General features: G+C 68.4%; 17 protein-coding genes and 2 riboswitches. Of the genes, 13 read left to right on the top strand and 4 right to left on the bottom strand.

Annotation, left to right across the window (positions count from 1 at the left end; genetic code table 11):
* The 5 genes from AC1DBD_RS09135 to AC1DBD_RS09155 are packed head-to-tail and all read left to right on the top strand — an operon-like array spanning window position 1 to window position 5,323.
* The gene (locus tag AC1DBD_RS09135; RefSeq protein WP_441418234.1) at window positions 1-759 is read left to right on the top strand and encodes a flagellar biosynthetic protein FliR; all 759 of its coding nucleotides are present in this window, start codon (window positions 1-3) and stop codon (window positions 757-759) included.
* Window positions 759-1,841, top strand: coding sequence for an EscU/YscU/HrcU family type III secretion system export apparatus switch protein (locus tag AC1DBD_RS09140; RefSeq protein ID WP_441418235.1), 1,083 nt, complete (start codon window positions 759-761; stop codon window positions 1,839-1,841). The genes AC1DBD_RS09135 and AC1DBD_RS09140 overlap by 1 nt, the downstream gene beginning before the upstream one ends.
* Before the next feature lie 49 nt (window positions 1,842-1,890).
* A complete protein-coding gene (locus tag AC1DBD_RS09145; RefSeq protein ID WP_441418236.1) occupies window positions 1,891-3,939 on the top strand; it encodes a flagellar biosynthesis protein FlhA in 2,049 nt (682 codons plus the stop codon).
* Window positions 3,917-5,059, top strand: a complete 1,143-nt coding sequence (locus AC1DBD_RS09150) for a hypothetical protein (RefSeq protein ID WP_476981929.1) — start codon at window positions 3,917-3,919, stop codon at window positions 5,057-5,059. The genes AC1DBD_RS09145 and AC1DBD_RS09150 overlap by 23 nt, the downstream gene beginning before the upstream one ends.
* 9 nt (window positions 5,060-5,068) lie before the next feature.
* Entirely contained in the window at window positions 5,069-5,323 is a 255-nt protein-coding gene (locus tag AC1DBD_RS09155; protein WP_441418238.1) for a carbon storage regulator, read from the top strand.
* Window positions 5,324-5,329: 6 nt separating this feature from the next.
* On the opposite strand, the gene flgN is transcribed toward AC1DBD_RS09155, so the two are convergent.
* Entirely contained in the window at window positions 5,330-5,866 is a 537-nt protein-coding gene (gene flgN, locus AC1DBD_RS09160; RefSeq protein ID WP_476893155.1) for a flagellar export chaperone FlgN, read from the bottom strand.
* Between the two features lie 204 nt (window positions 5,867-6,070).
* Here flgN and AC1DBD_RS09165 point away from each other — a divergent pair, with 204 nt between their 5' ends.
* Window positions 6,071-6,889, top strand: a complete 819-nt coding sequence (locus AC1DBD_RS09165; RefSeq protein ID WP_441418240.1) for a sigma-70 family RNA polymerase sigma factor — start codon at window positions 6,071-6,073, stop codon at window positions 6,887-6,889.
* A 133-nt stretch (window positions 6,890-7,022) separates the two neighbouring features.
* Complete coding sequence (locus tag AC1DBD_RS09170) at window positions 7,023-7,505, top strand: Dps family protein (protein ID WP_441418241.1); 483 nt, start codon at window positions 7,023-7,025, stop codon at window positions 7,503-7,505.
* Between the two features lie 124 nt (window positions 7,506-7,629).
* Here AC1DBD_RS09170 and AC1DBD_RS09175 read toward each other — a convergent pair whose 3' ends face one another.
* On the bottom strand, window positions 7,630-9,198 hold the full coding sequence (locus AC1DBD_RS09175) for an MFS transporter (RefSeq protein ID WP_476893154.1): 1,569 nt from the start codon (window positions 9,196-9,198) through the stop codon (window positions 7,630-7,632).
* A 68-nt stretch (window positions 9,199-9,266) separates the two neighbouring features.
* Here AC1DBD_RS09175 and AC1DBD_RS09180 point away from each other — a divergent pair, with 68 nt between their 5' ends.
* Window positions 9,267-9,806, top strand: coding sequence for a TetR/AcrR family transcriptional regulator (locus AC1DBD_RS09180; RefSeq protein ID WP_441418243.1), 540 nt, complete (start codon window positions 9,267-9,269; stop codon window positions 9,804-9,806).
* 24 nt (window positions 9,807-9,830) lie between these two features.
* Here the strand turns inward: AC1DBD_RS09180 and AC1DBD_RS09185 are convergent, their stop codons facing one another.
* The gene (locus AC1DBD_RS09185) at window positions 9,831-10,709 is read right to left on the bottom strand and encodes an aldo/keto reductase (protein ID WP_476909097.1); all 879 of its coding nucleotides are present in this window, start codon (window positions 10,707-10,709) and stop codon (window positions 9,831-9,833) included.
* Between the two features lie 169 nt (window positions 10,710-10,878).
* Window positions 10,879-10,977: riboswitch (glycine riboswitch) on the top strand.
* A gap of 1 nt (window position 10,978) precedes the next feature.
* Window positions 10,979-11,094, top strand: a riboswitch (glycine riboswitch).
* Window positions 11,095-11,133: 39 nt separating this feature from the next.
* Here AC1DBD_RS09185 and gcvP point away from each other — a divergent pair.
* The 5 genes from gcvP (at window position 11,134) to AC1DBD_RS09210 (ending at window position 19,132) form a co-directional block, all read left to right on the top strand.
* The gene (gene gcvP / locus AC1DBD_RS09190; protein ID WP_476909098.1) at window positions 11,134-14,055 is read left to right on the top strand and encodes an aminomethyl-transferring glycine dehydrogenase; all 2,922 of its coding nucleotides are present in this window, start codon (window positions 11,134-11,136) and stop codon (window positions 14,053-14,055) included.
* A 12-nt stretch (window positions 14,056-14,067) separates the two neighbouring features.
* Window positions 14,068-15,201 (top strand): glycine cleavage system aminomethyltransferase GcvT, encoded by a 1,134-nt coding sequence (gcvT, locus tag AC1DBD_RS09195; protein WP_476917554.1) that lies wholly within the window; start codon window positions 14,068-14,070, stop codon window positions 15,199-15,201.
* A gap of 497 nt (window positions 15,202-15,698) precedes the next feature.
* Entirely contained in the window at window positions 15,699-16,082 is a 384-nt protein-coding gene (gene gcvH, locus AC1DBD_RS09200) for a glycine cleavage system protein GcvH (RefSeq protein WP_441418247.1), read from the top strand.
* On the top strand, window positions 16,079-17,413 hold the full coding sequence (gene glyA / locus AC1DBD_RS09205; protein ID WP_476981930.1) for a serine hydroxymethyltransferase: 1,335 nt from the start codon (window positions 16,079-16,081) through the stop codon (window positions 17,411-17,413). The genes gcvH and glyA overlap by 4 nt, the downstream gene beginning before the upstream one ends.
* Window positions 17,414-17,719: 306 nt before the next feature.
* Window positions 17,720-19,132, top strand: a complete 1,413-nt coding sequence (locus tag AC1DBD_RS09210) for an L-serine ammonia-lyase (RefSeq protein WP_476981931.1) — start codon at window positions 17,720-17,722, stop codon at window positions 19,130-19,132.
* Between the two features lie 24 nt (window positions 19,133-19,156).
* On the opposite strand, the gene AC1DBD_RS09215 is transcribed toward AC1DBD_RS09210, so the two are convergent.
* Window positions 19,157-19,711, bottom strand: a complete 555-nt coding sequence (locus AC1DBD_RS09215; protein WP_441418250.1) for a TspO/MBR family protein — start codon at window positions 19,709-19,711, stop codon at window positions 19,157-19,159.
* Window positions 19,712-19,773: the final 62 nt, after the last annotated feature.

The raw sequence follows: 19,773 nt of genomic DNA on the forward strand, positions 1-19,773 counted from the left end.
GTGGGCATCCCGATCGATCAGACGTGGCTGGAAGTCCTCCTGCTGGCCACCGTCCGGATGACGGCATTCCTGATCGTGGCACCGCCTTTCGCGCACCAGGCCTTCCCCGGGCGGATCAAAGCCATGCTGGGCGTCGGCCTGGGCCTGGCCGTCTCGCAGCGGCTCTCCGCCGGCTACGTCGCCCGCGACACGGCAGGCTTCCTCACCGGAGTGGTCCTGGAACTCGTCACCGGCCTGGTCCTGGGCTTCCTGGTCATGCTGGTCTTCGCGGCGGTCCAGTCCGCCGGCAGCCTGATCGACCTCTTCAGCGGCTTCCAGATGGCCCAGGCCTTCGACCCGCAGATGATGGTCAACGGCGCCCAGTTCACCCGGCTGCTGCAGATGGCGGCGCTCGCCCTGCTGTTCTCCTCGGACGGCTACCAGCTCGTCATCGGCGGCCTGACCGGAAGCTTCACCGCCCTGCCGCTGGCCGGCGGCCTTGACCTGGCCCAGCCGGTCCAGGCCATGACCTCCGCCGTCACCGGCATGTTCCTCGCCGCCGTCCAGATCGCCGGCCCGCTGCTGGTGGTGCTGTTCCTCGCCGACGTCGGGCTCGGCCTGCTGACCCGGGTGGCCCCGGCACTGAATGCCTTCTCGCTGGGCTTCCCGCTCAAGATCATGCTGACCCTCTCGTTGGCAGGATTCCTCTTCCTCGCCCTGCCCAGGATCGTCTCCACCCTCGCCGGGCAGGCCGCCAAGACTGTGCTGGGGGTGGGCTGATGGCGGATTCACAGGAAAAAACCGAACAAGCCACCGACAAACGCATGCGGGAGGTCCGCTCCAAGGGCCAGCTCTCGCGCTCCCAGGACCTCACCGCCTGGCTGGCGGTCGGCGCCGCCGCCGTCATGATCCCCGCGACCGTGCAGCGCGGGGCCAACGCGGCCACGGACCAGCTCTTCAGCGTCCGGGGCGTCATGGCGCAGCCGGATCCGGCAAGGGCCGTGAAGGCCCTCGAGGACGGCCTCGGCGCGCTCGCCGGAATCCTCGGACCGTTGCTAATCGTCGTGCTCCTTGTCGTCCTGGTGGGTTCGGCGCTGCAGGGCGGCATCCACCTGAAGAAGTTCCGCCTGGACTTCGAGAACTTCAAACTGCTCAGCGGGCTGAAGCGCATCTTCGGCACCCAGGCGCTGTGGGGCGGGGTCAAGGCGCTGCTGAAGGCCAGCGTTGTCGGCCTCGTGCTCTACTCCGTCGTTCAGGGGCTCATCCCGGTGCTGCTCACCGCCGGCGGCCTTCCGGTGTCCGGCGTCGTGGCGGCGGCCGGGAGCGGCATCTCCTCCCTGGTCCAGTTCGCCGTCTTCGCCGGCATCGCGCTGGCGGCCGTGGACTTCTTCGTGGTGATGCGCCGGAACCGGAAGAAGACCCGGATGTCCAAGAAGGAAGTCCAGGACGAGAACAAGAGCAGCGAAGGCGATCCGCTGATCCGCTCCCAGCGCCGGGCCCGGCAGCTGTCCATGAGCCGGAACCGCATGATCGCGGCAATCGGGGACGCCGACGTCGTCCTCGTCAACCCCACGCACGTCGCCGTCGCGCTGAAGTACGAGCCCGGAAAGTCGGCCCCGCGGGTGGTGGCCAAGGGTGCCGGTCACGTCGCGTCGCGGATCAGGCAGGAGGCCGAGGCGAAGAACGTGCCCATGGTCCAGGACATCCCGCTCGCCCGGGCGCTGCACGGCGCCTGCGAGCTGGGGCAGGAGATCCCGGTGGATTTCTACCACGCCGTGGCCGGGGTGCTGGCCTTCGTCATGTCGCTCAAGGCCCGCGGCGCCGGAGCCGGGCTGCACCGGATGGCCGGAGCCGCGCTATGAGCATCTTCGCGAACATTTTTGGAACCAGCGTCTGTGAAAGGACCGCATCATGAACAACAGGCTCGCCCGGCTGGCGGTGCCGATCGGCATCGTGGGCATCGTGCTGCTGCTGGTGGTTCCCGTGCCCGCCCCGCTGCTGGACTTCCTCATCGTGTGCAACATCCTGCTGGCGCTGCTGGTGCTGCTGACCAGCATGTTCGTGAAGAAGCCGCTGGACTTCTCCGTGTTCCCCTCGCTGCTGCTCGTGGCCACGCTGTTCCGGCTGGGCCTCAACGTTGCCTCCACCCGGCTGGTCCTCGGCAACGGTTACGCCGGCCAGGTCATTGAGGCCTTCGGCAAGGTGACCGTGGGCGGCTCCATGATCATCGGCGCCGTCGTGTTCCTGATTCTGGTGGTTATCCAGTTCGTCGTGGTCACGAAGGGCGCTGAGCGCGTCGCCGAAGTCGGGGCGCGGTTCACCCTGGACGCCATGCCGGGCAAGCAGATGGCGATCGACGCCGACCTCAACGCCGGGCTGATTACCGACACCCAGGCCCGGGAGCGGCGCGCCGAGGTCTCGGCAGAGGCCGACTTCTACGGCGCGATGGACGGAGCCTCGAAGTTCGTCAAGGGTGACGCCATCGCCGGCATCATCATCATCATCATCAACTTCATTGGCGGCATCGCCATCGGCATGCTGCAGCGCGGCATGGAGATCGGCGACGCCCTCAACACCTACGGCCTGCTGACCATGGGTGACGGACTTGTCACCCAGATCCCGGCGCTGCTGATGGCTGTCTCCACCGGCATGATCGTGACGCGGTCCAACGCGGAGGCGGACATGGGCCGGACGGCCTCCACGCAGCTGCTGCAGTCGCCCAACGCCCTGATGATCGCGGGCGTGGCCGCCCTCGCCATGGCCCTCATCCCCGGCATGCCGCCCATTCCGTTCGTCCTGGTCGGCGCCGGCCTGATCCTGGCTTCGCGCCGCACCGCCGCCGGTCAGCAGCAGGCGGAAAAGGCCCGCGACGCCGAGGCCGCCGCGCTGAACTCCCCGCAGCTGGACCCCAACGAGAAGCTGCTGGAGGACATGCGCGTCCACCCCGTGGAGATCCTGCTGGCCCCCGACCTTGTCGACATGGTCTCCGGCGCCTCCGACGACCTGCTGGCCCGGGTCCGATCGCTGCGGCACAAGATCGCAATGGAACTGGGCCTGGTCATCCCGCCGGTCCGCACCCGGGACAGTGTGGATCTCCCGCCGGCCACCTACGCCATTCGGATCGCCGGGGTGGAGGCCGGCCGCGGCACCGCCCCGGGCGGCCAGATGCTGGCCCTCGGCGACTCACTGGACTCGCTCCCGGGCGTCGCCATGATTGAGCCGGTCTTCGGGCTCGCCGGGAAGTGGATTCCGGCCGAGATGCGGCACAACGCCGAGATGACCGGGGCCACCGTGATCGACCGCGTCTCGGTGCTGGTCACGCACCTGTCCTCCATCGTCACGGGCAATGCTGCCCGGCTGCTCTCCCGCGAGGATGTCCGGGTGCTGACCGAGGGCGTCCGCAAGCAGAGCCCCTCCGCCGTGGACGAACTGACTCCCGCGCTGCTCTCGCTCGCCGAGCTGCAGCGGGTGCTCCAAGGCCTGCTCGACGAGCAGGTCCCCATCAACGACCTGGCCCGCATCTACGAGGCGCTTACGCTCCGGGCCAAGGTTTCCACCGACCCGGAGTCGCTGGTGGAGGCGGCCCGCCAGGCACTCGGTCCGGCGCTGACCGCCAAGTTCATGGAGGGCCCGGTGCTCAACGTGATCATGATCGACCCGCTCCTGGAACAGTCCATGCTGGAGGATATGCGGCCGGCCGAGGGCGGCAGCCAGATCGTGATGGGACAGGACCGGCTCGACGCCGTGCTCCGCTCGGTGCGCAACGCGGTGGACTCCGCGGCCGCCGCCAACCGGCAGGCCGTCCTGGTCTGCGCCCCGGCGCTGCGTCCGGCCATCCACCGGCTTATCGGAGCCCAGCCCGGGTCCGTCCCGGTGCTGTCGTACCGCGAAGTCACTTCCGCCAATGTCCGGATCGAAACTGTAGGAGTCGTGCGCCATGCCGAACCGCTATCGGCTTAAGGGAGCCTCGCTGGAGGAAATCCGCAGCAAGGCCGAGGCCCAGTACGGCCCGTCGGCCCGCATCGTTTCCGCCGAGCGCGTGATCAGTCCCGGCATCGCCGGGCTGTTCGCGGCGAACCGCTACGAGGCCATCGTCGAGGTCCAGCCCAAGCACGACGTCGTCACCGGCGAGGTCGTGCCGGATGCGGACATCCTGTCCGAGGGTGAGATCGTGGAGCGGGCCGCCGCCACATCGGCAGACGCCCCGCGGGATACCGTCCGGGAAGCGCCGCGGCGGACGGAGACGCCGCCCAGCACGCGGATCGCCGCGGCCCCCGCCCACCAGCTGCAGGGCGACGCGATCGCCGCCCTGCTGGCCGAAGCCGACGCCGCCGAACTGACCCTGCACCGGACCGGCACCCCAGGGGTCTCGACCGAGTCGCCGGACTTCGCCGAACTGCTGGACCAGCTCGGATCCGGGCTGCGGCCGACGTCGGCCGGAGCGGGACAGCCCGACCCGGACCGGGCAGCACGCCCGGGGAACGGCGCGGGGGAGCGCACCGCACCGGCCCACGACCGCGTGCCGCCGTCGCCGTCCGTGCGAAATGCCGCGCCGGCGCGCGAGCCGGTCCCGGTCCCGCTGAGCGGCACCGGGGACCTGGTGGTGCTGGTCGGCCTCGGCGACGACGCGATGGACACCGCCCTGGCCATGTCCATCGCCGCTGGCGGCGCGGACGTGCGCACCGCCGGAGAATTGAGCGCTTACGGCCACCTGCACCTGGACGGACGCCAGAGCGCGACGGCGGCCCGCGCCCACGCCGTGGAGACCGAGCAGACGGTGCTGGCCGCCTTCGGGCTCGGCAAGGCCCGCAATACCCTGGCGCGGCTGCAGGCGATCTCGGCGCTTTCCCCGGACCAGCTCTGGGTTGTGGTCGACGCCGGGCGCAAGCACGAGGACACCGCCCGCTGGGTGAGCCTGCTGCGGGCCCGGCTCGAGGTGGCCGCGGTGGCCGTGGTGGGCGCAGCGGACACCGGGACGCCCGAAAGCGTGGACGCCCTCGGCCTGCCGGTGGGCTGGATCGATGGCCGGCCGGCGACCCGGCCGACGCCGTGGGCCGCAGCGTCCGGCCGCGAAGGGTAGATTGAGAGAATGCTGGTACTAACACGCAAGCCGGGCGAACAGATCATGATCGGCGACGGCATCGTCATCACTGTTCTGGAAGGGCGCGGCGACGGCGTCCGGATCGGCATCGAGGCGCCCCGCGGCGTTCCGATCCAGCGGCGGGAAGTAATCGAGGCCATTGCTGCGGCGAACCTGGCGGCAGCTGAAGCAGGCGCCGAATCCGGTCCCGGCACCGAGGACGCGCTGCGCGGCCTGCTGCCCCCGGCGGCCGCCCGCGACTAAAGGCTGTCAGTGCGAGTTCGCGTCGTCGCCTAGGTACTGGGCCATGAGCGGCTGGGTCGCGCGGCGCGTAATGGCAAGGGCACGCTCAATGTTTCCGGCAACCGTCAGCTGTTCGAGGATTCCGGCAGGATCGTTCGGGCCCGCGGGCCGTTGCAGGCTTCGAAGCAGCTCCTCGTTGGCGCGGGCGGCCTCGCCAAGCCGGCCCATCAAGCCGCGCAGTCCGTCCAGGTGCTCCTGCAGGACGGTGGGCCAGGACCCCTGCGGCGCGCCGGCAATCAGTTCAACCAGCGTTGCCTGCGCCGGCAGGCCCCATTCGGCCGCCACCGCCGCGGACTCGACATTGCGGGCCAGCGCTTCGAAGCGCAGCCGGTCCAGAACGGCTTCCACCTCGGAAGCGGTGAAGGTCAGCCAGTGGGTGTTGCCGGCGGCCACGTGCAGGCGCTGGGTTTCCAACCTGAACAGGAGCAGTTCCAACTGCCGCCGTTCCTGCCACAGCGCCGCCGAAAGATCCCCTGCACCCATGGGCCCCATTTCCCCTGCCATCACGGCCAAATTACGGCTTTCCGCATTTTCCGCCAAGCTTTTCCCTGAGGGTACACGCAGATGCCGGATCAGGTGATAGGTTTCGTTCTGGGTGCTGCGCCCGAGCTTCGAACACCGCCTCCCATGGGGGGAGCGCTGGACCGTTTGTGGGTGCGGCTCTCAGGGTTTTAAAGCTCCTGATCCGTCTCATGGGGGGACACACTATTGAATCGCGTGGAACGCAACGAGATGGTCACCCAGCACCTTCCGCTGGTCGGCTATCTCGTCTCAGATTTGTGCTCGAAGGCGTCCCACCTCTCGCGCGATGACCTGGCGTCGGCTGGCGCCGTGGCCTTGATTACCTCGGCCGATTCCTTCGACCCTGACCTTGGCGTGCCCTTCGGCGCGTTCGCGCGCCGCCGCATCCTTGGCGCGTTCGCCGATGAGATGCGCGCCAGCGACTGGGCCACGCGCTCGGCACGCCGCCGGATCAAAGAGACCATGTCCGTCCAGGAAACCTTGGCGGCGGCTCTCGGACGCACGCCCTCGGTTGACGAGATCGCCTCCGCGCTCGGCGTCCAGCAAAGCGTCGTGGAAGCCGCCCTCGCGGACGCGTCGCGCACCCTCACACCGCTCGACGACGCCGTCGTTGACACCCTCGCCGCGGAGACCCTGTCCCCGGAAAGCTCGGTGCTCGCGGACGAACGGCTACAGTACCTCCGTGCCGCCGTGAAGTCGCTGCCGGAACGGATGCGCTACGTCGTCGAGGAGATCTACTTCGGCGACCGGACGGTCAAGGACCTGGCAGCCGAACTGGGCTCCACGCACGCCGCCGTGTCGCAGCAGCGCGCCGAAGCGATCCGCCTCATGCGTGATGGCCTCACCGCCCACTACGCGGACGACCCGGACCAGGGTTTCGAACCGCAGTCCCGGATCACGCCGCGCCGCCGGAACGACTACCTCGCCCAGCTTTCCGAAGCCACCGCCGGGGGGATCACCCGGGCCATCTTCCCGCAGGGACCGATGCTGAACCAGGCCGTCTGAGCCGGTCCCGGGAGGCTTACTAAGCTTACTTAGTAAGCTGATCGTGAAATTGCGCCGCGACCATCGCGTGCCGTCTGCTCGGTGGGGTAGCGTCTGAGGCATAACGCCAAGCCGTTCCTATCAAGGAGGATGCATGAAAGCAACGCCCACCCTGACGAGCAACCTGCAAGCCGTTCTCGTGGACCTGATCGAACTCCATGTGCAGGGCAAGCAGGCGCACTGGAACATTGTGGGGACGAACTTCCGCGACCTTCACCTGCAGCTTGACGAGATCATCGAGGCCGCCCGCGGCTTTGCCGACGACCTGGCCGAGCGTATGCGCGCCCTCCACGCCCTGCCGGACGGCCGCAGCTCCACCGTTTCCAAAACCACCGCACTCGCAGAATTCCCGACCGGCCTGATCAACACCAAGGACGCGATCGACAAGATCGTCGCCGCCCTTGAGGCTGCCGTCGGTACGATGCGCAAGGTGCACGATGAGGTGGACGAGGAAGACCCCACGACCGCCGACCTGCTGCACGCGTTCATTGCCAAGCTCGAGCAGTACGCCTGGATGGTCAACGCCGAAACCATGCGTGCCACCGCCAGCGTCACCACGCCGGACACCAAGAAGTAGCCGCTTCCTTCTACGCGCTTACTTCCACGCGTCCGACGCCGGGTTCCGTCCCGGCGTCGGACGCTTGCCATTTAACGCCTTGCCGGCCGCTGCCATCTGAACAGAGGTGCCCTGCACCTGACGCCTAGTTCGCCGTCGGTACCTTGCGCAGCACGACGGCGGCAAGGGCCGCGGCGCCGGCCATCAGCACCAGCGCGATGGCGGCCGTGATGTGAACGCCGGAGTCGAATGCGGCCCGGGCGGCAGCCATCACGGCCTCGGCCAGCGGAGCCGGGAGGGTATGCGCCAGTTCGGCGGCCCCGGCGAGCGTCTCGCCGGCCTGGGCCGCGGTTTCCGCCGGTGCCGTCCCGGCGACGCCGGCGGGCAGCTGCAGGTTGCGCTGGTAGGAGGCGGTCAGGATGGAACCGAGGATGGCGGTGCCGAGCAGGGAGCCCACCTCGTAGCCGGTTTCCGAGATGGCGGACGCTGCGCCCGATTTCGCCGCCGGCGCCGCCCCCAGGATCAGGTCGTTGGAGATGGTCTCGGCCGCGCCGACCCCCAGGCACAGCACCAGCAGGGCGGCCAGCAGCACGCCGGGCCCGGCGCCGTGGTCTCCGAAGGCCACGAGGCCATAACCCGCAGCGCTAAGGAGCAGGCCGCCCGCCACCACGAACCCCGGACGGACCTTGCGGACCAGCGGGACCACGAGCAGCCCGGCGACGACGGTGGCGACGAGTGCCGGGATCATCGCCATGCCGGATTCTGACGGCGACTGCCCCTCTAGCAGCTGCAAATGCTGGGCGAGGAACAAGATGAAACCGTTGTACGAAAACAGGGCCAGGACGTTGGCGGTGATCGCGGTGCTGAAGACCGGGTTGGCGAAGAGGCTAAGGTCCAGCAGCGGAGCAGAGGATGCCGAGGCCGCCAGCCGGCGCTGCCGCCGGACGAAGGCGTACCCCATCAGCAGCCCGATCCCGAGGGCGGCGAGCGGCTCCGGCGCCACGCCGTCGGTCGCCAGGATCTTGATGCCGTAGACCGCCGGACCCATGGCCAGCAGGGACAAGACGATGCTGGGCGCGTCCACCCTGCCCGGGTTGGGGTCCCGCGATTCCGGAATCAGCGCGGGGCCCAGGACCAGCAGGGGCAGGATGATCGGCACGGCGACCAGCAGGACCGCACCCCACCAGAGGTGCTCCACCAGCCAGCCGCCGAAGATCGGGCCCAGCGCGGCGCCGCCGGAGAAGCCCGCGGCCCAGATCGCCACCGCGAGCCGCCGCCGGTTGGGCTCCGGGAAGATATTGCGGATCAGGGACAGCGTGGACGGCATCAGCATGGCGCCGAAGAAGCCCAGGCCGGCCCGTCCCGCGATCAGCCATTCCGCGCTGGGCGCGAAAGCCGTCACCGCGGAAACCAGGGCGAAACCGGTGCTGCCGATGAACAGCAGCCGGCGCCGGCCGATCCTGTCACCGAGGCTGCCCATCGCCACGAGCAGGCCGGCCAGCACCAGCGGATACGCATCGACGATCCACAGCAGCTGCACCCCGGTGGCGTCCAGGCTGCGGGCGATCGCCGGCAGGGCAAAGGTCAGCGCGGTGTTGTCCACGGCTACGAGCAGGACCGGGAACATCAGCAGCGACAAGGCCAGCCAGTCGCGCCAAGGCGCGCGCGGGGCCTGTTCGGTGCGGGTGGCTGCGGACAGGGATGCGGTGCTCATGACGGTTAACTGTACCGTCCAGACGGTACAGTTAAGAAATTCGCGTCACGGCAGGCATGATGGGAGCCATGGCCAGAAAACCCGTAGCCCGTGAAGCCGTCCTCGACGCCTTCGAATCCCTCCTCATTGCGGAGGGGGAGCGCGCCGCGACACTGGACGCGGTCGCCCGGCGGGCCGGCGTCTCCAAAGGCGGACTGCTGTACCACTTCCCAAACAAGGAGGCCATGATCTCGGTGCTGCTTGAGCGCCTGGACCGGCTCCTCGCCGCGGACCTGGCGGCCATGGCCGCGGCACCGGAAGGAGCGGCGGCGTACTTCATCAGATCCTCCGTATGGGCCGATACCCCGCTGGACCGGGTCTTCGTGGCCGCCACCCGGTTGGCCGAGGTGGCCCACGCCGAGACCCTGCGGCGGATGGCCGGGGTCCAGGCGAGCTGGCTGGCGCTCCTTGCCGCTGATGTGGGCCCCGCCATGGCCAAGCCCGTGCTGTACATGGGGGACGGGCTGTACTTCAACGCCATGCTGGCGCGGGGACCCGGCGAGGCGCCGGCCGAGGTGGCCGGCGACGTCGAGAGCCTGCTGGCCGCCGTCGAACGCCTGCGCAGCTAAGGGCGGCTTTAGGCTTGCCGGCCGTCAGGTCGAGGCCGGCCAGCCGGAGCCCACAGCGTGCCAGGCGCGGTCGATGCCTTCCAGCGTAGAAGCCGGAAGAGGGCCCCGTCCGGCGGCGGTGATATTAGCGCGCAGGTTGGCCAGCTTGGCCGTGCCGGCAATTGCGGTGTCCACGCCGGGCGCGTACACCGTGAAGCGCAGGGCGAACTCGGCCCAGTCCAGGTCTCCTGGGTCGAGCTCCAGGGCCCGCAGCCGTTCCCAATAGAGCTCCGCGTAGTTCCCGGTGGGTCGTTCAGCGAAGCGCCACGGCGCGTTCGCGATCGGGCGCTTGGCGATGACTCCCGGGCCGAGCCGGGGACGGAGAACGTTTCGGAGATTCCACTGGTCGGCTATGTTGACGCTGGTTTCGATGGCACCGAACCGGCCGGAGTCCACAGCGAATGCGAGCGGCGCGTTGTCTCCGCTGTAGCCGGCGACACCGATCTTGCCGGCGGCGACTGCCTGGTCCAGGGTGTCCTGCAGATCGCCACGCCGCAGGATTTCAAGCGGGCATGAGTGCAGATAGAAGACGTCGAGCCGTTCCGACCGGGTCAAGCGCAGGGACTGTTCGATACTCTCCAGCACGCTGCCCGGCGACCAGTCCCGTCGGCCGTTGATCTTGGGCCCACCCTTCGTGGACAATACGAACTCGTCCCGGCGTCCGCCGAGGTGCCGGCCGATGCGCTCTTCGCTCAGCCCGTAACTGGCGGCGGTATCGATCAGCGTGACGCCGAGATCCAATGCCCCGTTGAGCACCTCGGCGGCTTCGGCCTCGGTGACATCACTTTCACCGATCTGGCCGGCGCCGAGCCCCACGATGGAGACTTCCAAACCAGTGTTCCCGAAGGGCCTTCGCTCCAGCATGAATTGTCTCCTTGAGTAGTAATTTGCCCAGTGGCCGCATGCGCCGCCGCCTCTTGGCCACCGCTCTACCGTAACGCTGAAGCGGCCCGGGTACCGGAGTTTGCGGACGTGCCTCCGGCATAGGACAATGGGAGTTGTGACTGCGGTCACGAGCAATTGAATATGCCTTTGATCTGCGGCGGGAGAGTTCTGCAAGTAGGTACAAGCAGGCGCCGTAGGAGCAAACCCTCCCCAGGAATCTCTCAGGCCCATGTACCGCCGCGGCAAGGCAACTCTGGAAAGCAGCAAGTGCGTCACGCGGCGCGCTGTGCTCACCGACGGTGCAAGCGGAGCCTCGCGAAAGCGGCTGCGCGGAAACTCTCAGGTCCAATACAGAGCGGGGAGGAACCCGAATCAATGTGGCGTACCCTGCGCCGCCTTAGTTATGGAGTTCCTTGTGACTGTTACCTCAGCCTCCACGTCCTTCGTTGACCGGCATATCGGCGCCCGGCGCCAGTCCGACGTCGACGCCATGCTGAAGGCTGTCGGCTACGACACCGTCGACGCCTTGGTGGATACCGCCGTCCCGAAGGACATCCGGCAGGACTCCGACCTGGCGCTCGCCGCGGCGCTGAGCGAAGTGGAAGTGCTCGCCGAACTGCGCAAGCTGGCATCGAAGAACAAGACCGCAGTGCAGATGATTGGCCAGGGCTATTACGACACCGTCACCCCGGCCGTGATCCGCCGCAACATCCTCGAGGCACCGGCCTGGTACACCGCGTACACGCCGTACCAGCCCGAAATCTCCCAGGGCCGGCTCGAGGCGCTGTTGAACTTCCAGACCATGGTCCAGGACCTCGTCGGGCTCCCGATCGCCAACGCCTCGCTGCTGGACGAAGCCACGGCCGTCGCCGAGGCCGTGCTGATGATGCGACGGGCCAACAAGAACAAGACGGCCCACGACGGCAAGACCGTCCTCGACGCCGACTGCCTCCCGCAGACCATCGCCATCGTCAAGGGCCGCGCCGAGGCCCTCGGCTTCGAGGTCGAGGTCGCGGACCTGTCCAAGGGCCTGCCCGAGGGCGTCATCAACGGCGTCGTGCTGCAGCAGCCCGGTGCCTCCGGACGCGTGTTCGACCACTCGGACGTCATCGCGGACGCCAAGGAACGCGGCGCGCTCGTCACCGTGGCCGCGGACCTGCTGTCCCTGACCCTGATCACCTCCCCGGGCGAACAGGGCGCGGACATCGCGGTCGGCTCCGCCCAGCGCTTCGGCGTGCCGCTGTTCTTCGGCGGCCCGCACGCCGCGTACATGGCCGTCCAGAAGGGCCTGGAGCGCTCCATGCCCGGCCGCCTCGTGGGCGTCTCCAAGGACAACGCCGGCGTCCCCGCCTACCGGCTGGCGCTGCAGACCCGCGAACAGCACATCCGCCGTGAGAAGGCCACCTCCAACATCTGCACCGCCCAGGCGCTGCTGGCCATCGTGGCCTCCTTCTACGCCGTTTACCACGGCCCGGACGGGCTGAAGGCCATTGCCGAGACCACCCACGGCCACGCCCGGACCATTGCCGCCTCGCTGAAAGCTGCGGGACTGGACGTGCTGCACACCTCGTTCTTCGACACCGTGACCGTCTCCGTGCCGGGCAAGGCCGCGGAATTCATCGCCGCCGCCGACGCCAAGGGCATCAACCTGCGCGCCGTCGACGCCGACACGGTCGGCATCTCCGCCGATGAGGCCACGACGGCGGCGATCGTCGCCGACGTCGTCGCCGCTTTCGGCGCCAGCGTCGCGGATAGTGCCGCAGGCACGGACACTGCGTTTGCCCTGGACTCCGCCGTCGAGCGCACCTCCGACTACCTCCAGCACCCGGTCTTCAACACGCACCGCTCCGAAACCCAGCTGCTGCGCTACATCCGCCGCCTCTCGGACCGGGACCTGGCCCTGGACCGCACCATGATCCCGCTGGGTTCCTGCACCATGAAGCTGAACGCTACGGCCGAAATGGAAGCCATCTCCTGGCCGGAGTTCGCCTCCATCCACCCCTTCGCGCCCGAATCCCAGACCGCCGGCTGGCGCGAACTGATCGAGGACCTCGAAGCCCAGCTGACCGAGATCACCGGCTACGACCAGGTCTCCATCCAGCCGAACGCCGGCTCCCAGGGTGAGCTCGCCGGACTGCTCGCCATTCGCGGCTACCACCTCTCCCGCGGCGACGACCAGCGCAACATCTGCCTCATTCCGGCCTCCGCGCACGGCACGAACGCCGCCTCCGCAGTGCTGGCCGGCATGAAGGTCGTCGTCGTGGCCACCGCCTCCGACGGCACGATCGACCACGCTGACCTGCAGGCCAAGATCGAGCTGCACAAGGACGCCCTCTCGGCGATCATGATCACCTACCCGTCCACGCACGGGGTGTACGACGCCGACGTCCGCGAGGTCTGCGATGCCATCCACGCCGCCGGCGGCCAGGTCTACATTGACGGCGCCAACCTCAACGCACTCGTCGGACTGGCCCAGCCGGGCCAGTTCGGCGGAGACGTCTCGCACCTGAACCTGCACAAGACCTTCTGCATCCCGCACGGCGGCGGCGGACCCGGCGTCGGACCTGTCGCGGCGAAGGCCCACCTGGCCCCGTTCATGCCCGGCAACGCGGCTGATCCGGCCAACGGCGCCGAGGGCACGCCGATCTCCGCCTCCCGCTACGGCTCGGCCGGCGTGCTGCCGATTTCCTGGGCCTACGTGAAGCTGATGGGCGGACAGGGCCTGACCGAGGCCACCAAGTCGGCCCTGCTCGCGGCCAACTACATTGCGGCCCGCCTCAACGACTACTTCCCGGTGCTCTACACCGGCGAGGGCGGCCTGGTGGCCCACGAATGCATCCTGGACCTGCGCGAACTCACGGCCAAGACCGGTGTGACCGCCGAGGACGTCGCCAAGCGCCTCATCGACTACGGTTTCCACGCGCCCACCCTGGCGTTCCCGGTGGCGGGGACCTTGATGGTGGAGCCCACCGAGTCCGAGGACCTCGGCGAGATCGACCGTTTCATCACGGCCATGATCGCCATCCGCGCCGAGATTGACCAGGTGGCCCACGGCGACTTCACCGTGGAGCACAGCCCGCTGCGCAACGCCCCGCACACCGCGGCCGCCGTCATCAGCACCAACTGGGAGCGGAGCTACCCGCGCGAACAGGCCGTCTTCCCGGTGCACACGCTCAAGCAGGACAAGTACTTCCCGCCGGTCGGCCGGATCGATGGGGCCGCGGGCGACCGCAACCTGATCTGCTCATGCCCTCCCCTCGAAGCCTTCGAGGAAGACACAGCAGCCCACTCCGACGACTCCGCCAACTCCGCCTCTAACAACTAGGGACAGCCAACGATGACTGAGAACTACACGGCACTTTACGAAGAGCACAAGAAGCTCGGCGCCTCCTTCACGGACTTCGGCGGCTGGCAGATGCCGCTGAAGTACAGCTCCGAACTCGCCGAACACCACGCCGTCCGCAAGTCCGCCGGCCTGTTCGACCTCTCCCACATGGGCGAGGTCTGGGTCACCGGCCCCGACGCCGCCGCCTTCCTGGACTACGCCCTCGTGGGCAAGATCTCCGCCATGGCGGTCGGCAAGGCCAAGTACTCGCTGATCTGCAACGAGGACGGCGGCATCATCGACGACCTCATCACCTACCGCCGCGGTGACGAGAAATTCCTTGTCGTCCCCAACGCCGGCAACGCCAAAGTCGTCGCCGCGGCCCTGGCCGAGCGGGCTGGAAAGTTCGACGTCACGGTCCGGGACGCCTCCGCCGAGACCTCGCTGATCGCGGTCCAGGGCCCCAAAGCGGAAGCCATCCTGCTCCGCCTGGTCCCCGCCGCCCAGCACGAGCTCGTCACCGGCCTGAAGTACTACGCCGCCGTCGACGTCCCGTTCATGGTCAGCGGCGCCAGCCAGGACCTGCTGCTGGCACGCACCGGTTACACCGGTGAGGACGGCTTCGAAATCTTCGTCTCCAACGACGACGCCGCCGCCCTCTGGCAGGCGCTCATCGCCATCGCCGAGGACGGCGAGCTGACGCCCGCCGGCCTGGCCTCCCGCGACTCGCTCCGGCTCGAGGCCGGCATGCCGCTGTACGGCAACGAACTCTCCCTCGAGGGCGACCCGTTCGCCGCCGGGCTCGGCCCCGTCGTCGCGCTGTCCAAGGACGGCGACTTCGTCGGCAAGGCTGCCCTGGCCGCCAAGAAGGAGGCCGGCGCAGGCTCCACCGCCGGGCGCAAACTCGTCGGGCTCAAGGGCCTCGGACGCCGGGCCGGCCGCGGCCACTACCCGGTCCTGAAGGACGGCAACACGGTCGGCGAAGTCACCTCCGGCCAGCCCAGCCCCACTCTGGGCTACCCGGTCGCCATGGCCTACGTCGACGTCGAGTTCACCGAACCCGGCACCGCACTGGACATCGACCTGCGCGGCAAAACCGAGCCGTTCGAAGTTGTCGCACTGCCGTTCTACAAGCGCCAAAAGTAGCCCGTGCCGTGCCGTCCCGGGGCCGTGGCTGGCTCCGGGACCGGCCGTCCCCGGCTCCGGGACCGACTAGCCCCAGTTTTCACGCGTGCTCGCTCGTTCCTCGCTTAGACGCACGCTTTCGAAAACCGCGGCCAGCCGCCCCCTCGTGGACAGCTCACCTTTTAGAACAACCCACAACACCAAAACCAACGGGAGCCATCGCCTTCGAAAGCCAAAGGTGATGGGGCCCGTACCGCCTACCGAGGGTCGGCTCTAAAAGATATCGACGGCCTCTGTTTCTTTCCGGAGAACGGCGGTTTGGCCCAAAACTATTGGCCTCCGGAACTGAACTGGCATTTAGCGGTGGGGGACGTCATCCGGAAACGTGCGTCTAAGCGAGGGACGAGCGAGCACGCGGAGGATGGCGGGCCGCGCCGCGTAACCCGGCCACGGTCACTCCGCAACCCGGCCACAATTGATTTAGCACCAACGACCACTTCAAGACTTAGGAAAAACACATGGCAAAAGTTGCCCCTGAACTGCAGTACTCCGACGAGCACGAGTGGGTTGCGCGGGAGGCCGGGAACCTTGTGTCCATCGGCATCTCCGCGGTCGCCACGGACGCCCTGGGCGACATCGTATACGTTGACCTGCCCGAGGTCGGCTCCGCGGTGACCGCGGGGGAGACCTGCGGCGAGGTCGAGTCGACCAAGTCCGTCTCGGACCTGTACGCCCCCGTCACGGGCGAGGTCACCGAAATCAACCCCGCCGTCGTCGACGACCCGGCCCTGATCAACAGCGACCCGTACGGCGCCGGCTGGCTCTTCAAGGTCGCCGCCGAATCGGACGGCCCGCTGCTCTCCGCGCAGGATTACGCGTCCAAGAACGGCGGCGAACTGTGAGCGCCGCCGCGGCCGCAGGTACAAACACCGCGGTATTCGAGCAGGTCGTTTCGCCGAGCCTGGACGCTGAACTGTCCGCGCTGGATCCGGAGATCGCCGCGAAGATCGACGCCGAGCTCAGCCGCCAGCGCGACGGCCTGGAAATGATCGCCTCGGAAAACCACACCGCCAAGGCCGTCATGCAGGCGCAGGGCTCGGTGCTGACCAACAAGTACGCCGAGGGCTACCCGGGCAAGCGCTACTACGGCGGCTGCGAACACGTCGACGTCGTCGAGCAGCTCGCGATCGACCGGGTCAAGGCCCTGTTCGGCGCCGAGTACGCCAACGTCCAGCCGCACTCCGGCGCGCAGGCCAACGCCTCGGTCATGCACGCCCTGATCCGTCCGGGCGACACCATCATGGGCCTGAACCTGGCGCACGGCGGACACCTGACCCACGGCATGAAGATCAACTTCTCCGGCCGGCTGTACAACGTCATCCCGTACCAGGTCCGGGAGGATGACCACCGGATCGACATGGCCGAGGTGGAGCGCCTGGCCCAGGAGCACAAGCCGGCCCTGATCGTCGCCGGCTGGTCCGCCTACGCCCGCCAGCTCGACTTCGCGGAATTCCGCCGGATCGCCGACTCCGTGGGGGCCTACCTGATGGTGGACATGGCCCACTTCGCCGGGCTCGTCGCGGCCGGGCTGCACCCGTCGCCGGTGCCGCACGCGCACGTGACCACCTCCACGACGCACAAGACCCTGGCCGGTCCGCGTGGCGGCATCATCCTCTCCAACGACGCCGACATCGCCAAGAAGATCAACTCGGCAGTGTTCCCGGGCCAGCAGGGCGGCCCGCTGGAGCACGTCATCGCCGGCAAGGCCGTGGCGTTCAAGATCGCCGCCTCGCCCGAGTTCAAGGAACGCCAGGAACGTGTGCTGGCCGGCGCCCGGATCCTCGCCGAGCGCCTGGTCCAGCCGGACGTCACCGCCAAGGGGATCAACGTGATCTCCGGCGGCACCGACGTGCACCTGGTCCTGGTGGACCTGCGCAACTGCGAGCTCAACGGGCAGGAGGCCGAGGACCGCCTCGCGGAAATCGACATCACCGTCAACCGCAACGCCGTTCCGTTCGACCCGCGCCCGCCGATGGTTACCTCGGGGCTGCGGATCGGCACCCCGGCGCTGGCCACCCGCGGCTTCGGCGAGGCCGCCTTTACCGAAGTTGCGGACATCATCGCCGAGGCGCTGACCGCCGACGCCGGCGCGGACCTGTCCGGTCTGCGCTCCCGCGTCGAGGCCCTCGCCGCCGCCCACCCGCTCTACCCCTCGGTTGCTAATCTAGGTTGACCGCTGCGGCTGGCTCCGGGGCCGATCTCTTTCGGGTTGGCTCCGGGCCCGGCGGACCGGACTTTTCACGCGTGCTCGCTCGTCCCTCGCTTAGACGCACGCTTTCGAAAAGCCCGGCTCCGCCGGCCCCTCGTGGGCACCTCGCCCCCGCATTGACGTCTCAACCACATAGTGCCGCTCACGGTGACGGCCCCCGGGGAGGGGGCCGAGCATCCGGCAGCATGCGTCAAAGCGACGAAGGAGCAGCATGCAGAGGATGTCCGTCCCCCTCCCCGCCCGACCGCAGTGCCTAGTTAGGATTCAGTAATGGCTGTTGGCGTCTTTGATCTTTTTTCGATTGGGATCGGGCCTTCGAGTTCGCATACCGTGGGGCCGATGCGGGCTGCTGCGGTGTTTGCCGAGGAGCTCAAGGCCTCGGGGGATCTGGACCGCGTGGCGTCGCTCCGGGTTGACCTGTACGGCTCCCTCGCCGCCACCGGCCATGGCCACGGCACCATGACAGCCATCCTGCTCGGACTCGAGGGCTTCCACCCGGAGAAGATCCTCCCCGAGGAAGTCGAGGACCGGCTGGCCGCCATTGCCCAGACGGGCACCCTGCACCTGGCCGGATTCGTCGCGTTGCCCTACGGCGTGAAGGACATGGTGCTGCGCCCGCTCACCATCCTGCCCCGGCACACCAACGGCATGACGTTCACGGTGTCTGACGCCGACGGCGCCGTCGTGCACAACGCCACCTTCTTCTCCGTCGGCGGCGGCTTCATCGTCCGCGAGGGTGAGGAGGACGCGGCGCTGAAGGAACTCGACGAGTCCAAGAAGGAACTCCCGCTGCCGTTCCGCACGGCCGCTGAACTGCTGGGCCGCTGCCAGTCCAAGGGGCTCTCGATCGGCGAAATCATGTTCGTCAACGAGCGCGCCTCCCGTACCGACGAGGAGATCCGCGAAGGCCTCCTGCACATCTACTCCGTGATGGAAGGCTGCGTCGAGGTCAGCCTTAAGCGCGAGGGCCTGCTTCCCGGCGGGCTCAAGGTCCGCCGTCGGGCCCCCGACTGGCACGAACGGCTGATGAAGGAAAACCACGGCCAGGACCCCGACTACCGGGACCCCAAGTACTGGCAGGAGTGGGTGAACCTGATCGCGCTCGCGGTGAACGAGGAGAACGCCTCCGGCGGCCGGGTTGTCACCGCGCCCACCAACGGCGCCGCGGGTATCATTCCGGCCGTGCTTTACTACGCGCTGCACTTCGCCCCCGGCATGGATAAAGCCACCCAGGCCGACCGCGACGACGTCGTGGTTAAGTTCCTGTTGACCGCCGGTGCCATCGGGGTGCTCTACAAGGAACAGGCCTCGATCTCCGGCGCCGAGGTGGGCTGCCAGGGCGAGGTGGGTTCGGCGTCGTCAATGGCGGCCGCCGGCCTGGCCGAGGTGATGGGCGGAACGCCCCAGCAGGTGGAGAACGCCGCCGAGATCGCGATGGAGCACAACCTCGGCCTGACCTGCGACCCGATCGGCGGGCTGGTGCAGATCCCGTGCATCGAGCGCAACGCCATCGCCGCAGCTAAGGCGATCAACGCCGCCAAGATGGCCCTCTGGGGCGACGGCTCACACCGCGTGTCGCTCGACGAGGTCATTGTGACCATGCGCGAGACCGGCAAGGACATGAGCTCCAAGTACAAGGAAACCGCCATGGGCGGCCTCGCCGTCAACGTGGTGGAGTGCTGATTTCCCAGTCGTTCCTGATTGTCCTCAGTTGTTCAGTGCCGCCCACAGATTCAGTGACGCGGCGAACACGATCCAGGACAGGTAGGGGAGCAGCAGCAGCCCGGCGGTGCGGCTGATCGGGCCGAAGCGCAGCACGGTGGCGGCCACCGCGACCGCCAGCGCCACGATGATGACGAAGCCGATCCAAAGCGCGGGGGAACCCATGGCGGGGTACAGGCCAAAGAACACCGGGGTCCACAGCAGGTTCAGCACCAGCTGCACGGCGTAGGCGGTGAGGGCGGGCCTGGCGCCTTCCGCCCGGCTGCGCCAGACCAGCCATGCCGCTACGGCCATCGCGATGTACAGAATCGTCCAGACGGGCCCGAAGAGCCAGTTCGGCGGAGACCACGGGGCCTTGTCCGCGGCCGCGTACCATCCGTCGACGTTGCTGGCGCTGGCCAGTCCGCCGAGTGCCGCCACGAGGGCCGAAGCGCCGAGCAGTACCAGCAGGGCCACCGCCTCGACGCCGGGCCGGCGCGTCCCGGCCCCGCCCGGACGGAACTGCCGGCGGACGGCTGACGGTTCCGGCTGCGCATCCATACCTTCAGCCTAAACCCGGTGCGACGGCCGGCACAGGGCCGCAGCGCCCTGAGAGCCGCCGG

Source organism: Arthrobacter sp. 10T419, from assembly GCF_056394105.1.

Excerpts from the sequence above, each read along its gene's own strand:
- flgN (WP_476893155.1), bottom strand. The coding sequence starts at position 5,866 with ATGGCAGGGGAAATGGGGCCCATGGGTGCAGGGGATCTTTCGGCGGCG.
- AC1DBD_RS09145 (WP_441418236.1), top strand. The coding sequence starts at position 1,891 with ATGAACAACAGGCTCGCCCGGCTGGCGGTGCCGATCGGCATCGTGGGC.
- gcvH (WP_441418247.1), top strand. The coding sequence starts at position 15,699 with ATGGCAAAAGTTGCCCCTGAACTGCAGTACTCCGACGAGCACGAGTGG.
- AC1DBD_RS09155 (WP_441418238.1), top strand. The coding sequence starts at position 5,069 with ATGCTGGTACTAACACGCAAGCCGGGCGAACAGATCATGATCGGCGAC.
- gcvP (WP_476909098.1), top strand. The coding sequence starts at position 11,134 with ATGGAGTTCCTTGTGACTGTTACCTCAGCCTCCACGTCCTTCGTTGAC.
- AC1DBD_RS09210 (WP_476981931.1), top strand. The coding sequence starts at position 17,720 with ATGGCTGTTGGCGTCTTTGATCTTTTTTCGATTGGGATCGGGCCTTCG.
- AC1DBD_RS09175 (WP_476893154.1), bottom strand. The coding sequence starts at position 9,198 with ATGAGCACCGCATCCCTGTCCGCAGCCACCCGCACCGAACAGGCCCCG.
- AC1DBD_RS09215 (WP_441418250.1), bottom strand. The coding sequence starts at position 19,711 with ATGGATGCGCAGCCGGAACCGTCAGCCGTCCGCCGGCAGTTCCGTCCG.
- AC1DBD_RS09180 (WP_441418243.1), top strand. The coding sequence starts at position 9,267 with ATGGCCAGAAAACCCGTAGCCCGTGAAGCCGTCCTCGACGCCTTCGAA.
- AC1DBD_RS09185 (WP_476909097.1), bottom strand. The coding sequence starts at position 10,709 with ATGCTGGAGCGAAGGCCCTTCGGGAACACTGGTTTGGAAGTCTCCATC.
- AC1DBD_RS09170 (WP_441418241.1), top strand. The coding sequence starts at position 7,023 with ATGAAAGCAACGCCCACCCTGACGAGCAACCTGCAAGCCGTTCTCGTG.
- AC1DBD_RS09140 (WP_441418235.1), top strand. The coding sequence starts at position 759 with ATGGCGGATTCACAGGAAAAAACCGAACAAGCCACCGACAAACGCATG.
- gcvT (WP_476917554.1), top strand. The coding sequence starts at position 14,068 with ATGACTGAGAACTACACGGCACTTTACGAAGAGCACAAGAAGCTCGGC.
- AC1DBD_RS09150 (WP_476981929.1), top strand. The coding sequence starts at position 3,917 with ATGCCGAACCGCTATCGGCTTAAGGGAGCCTCGCTGGAGGAAATCCGC.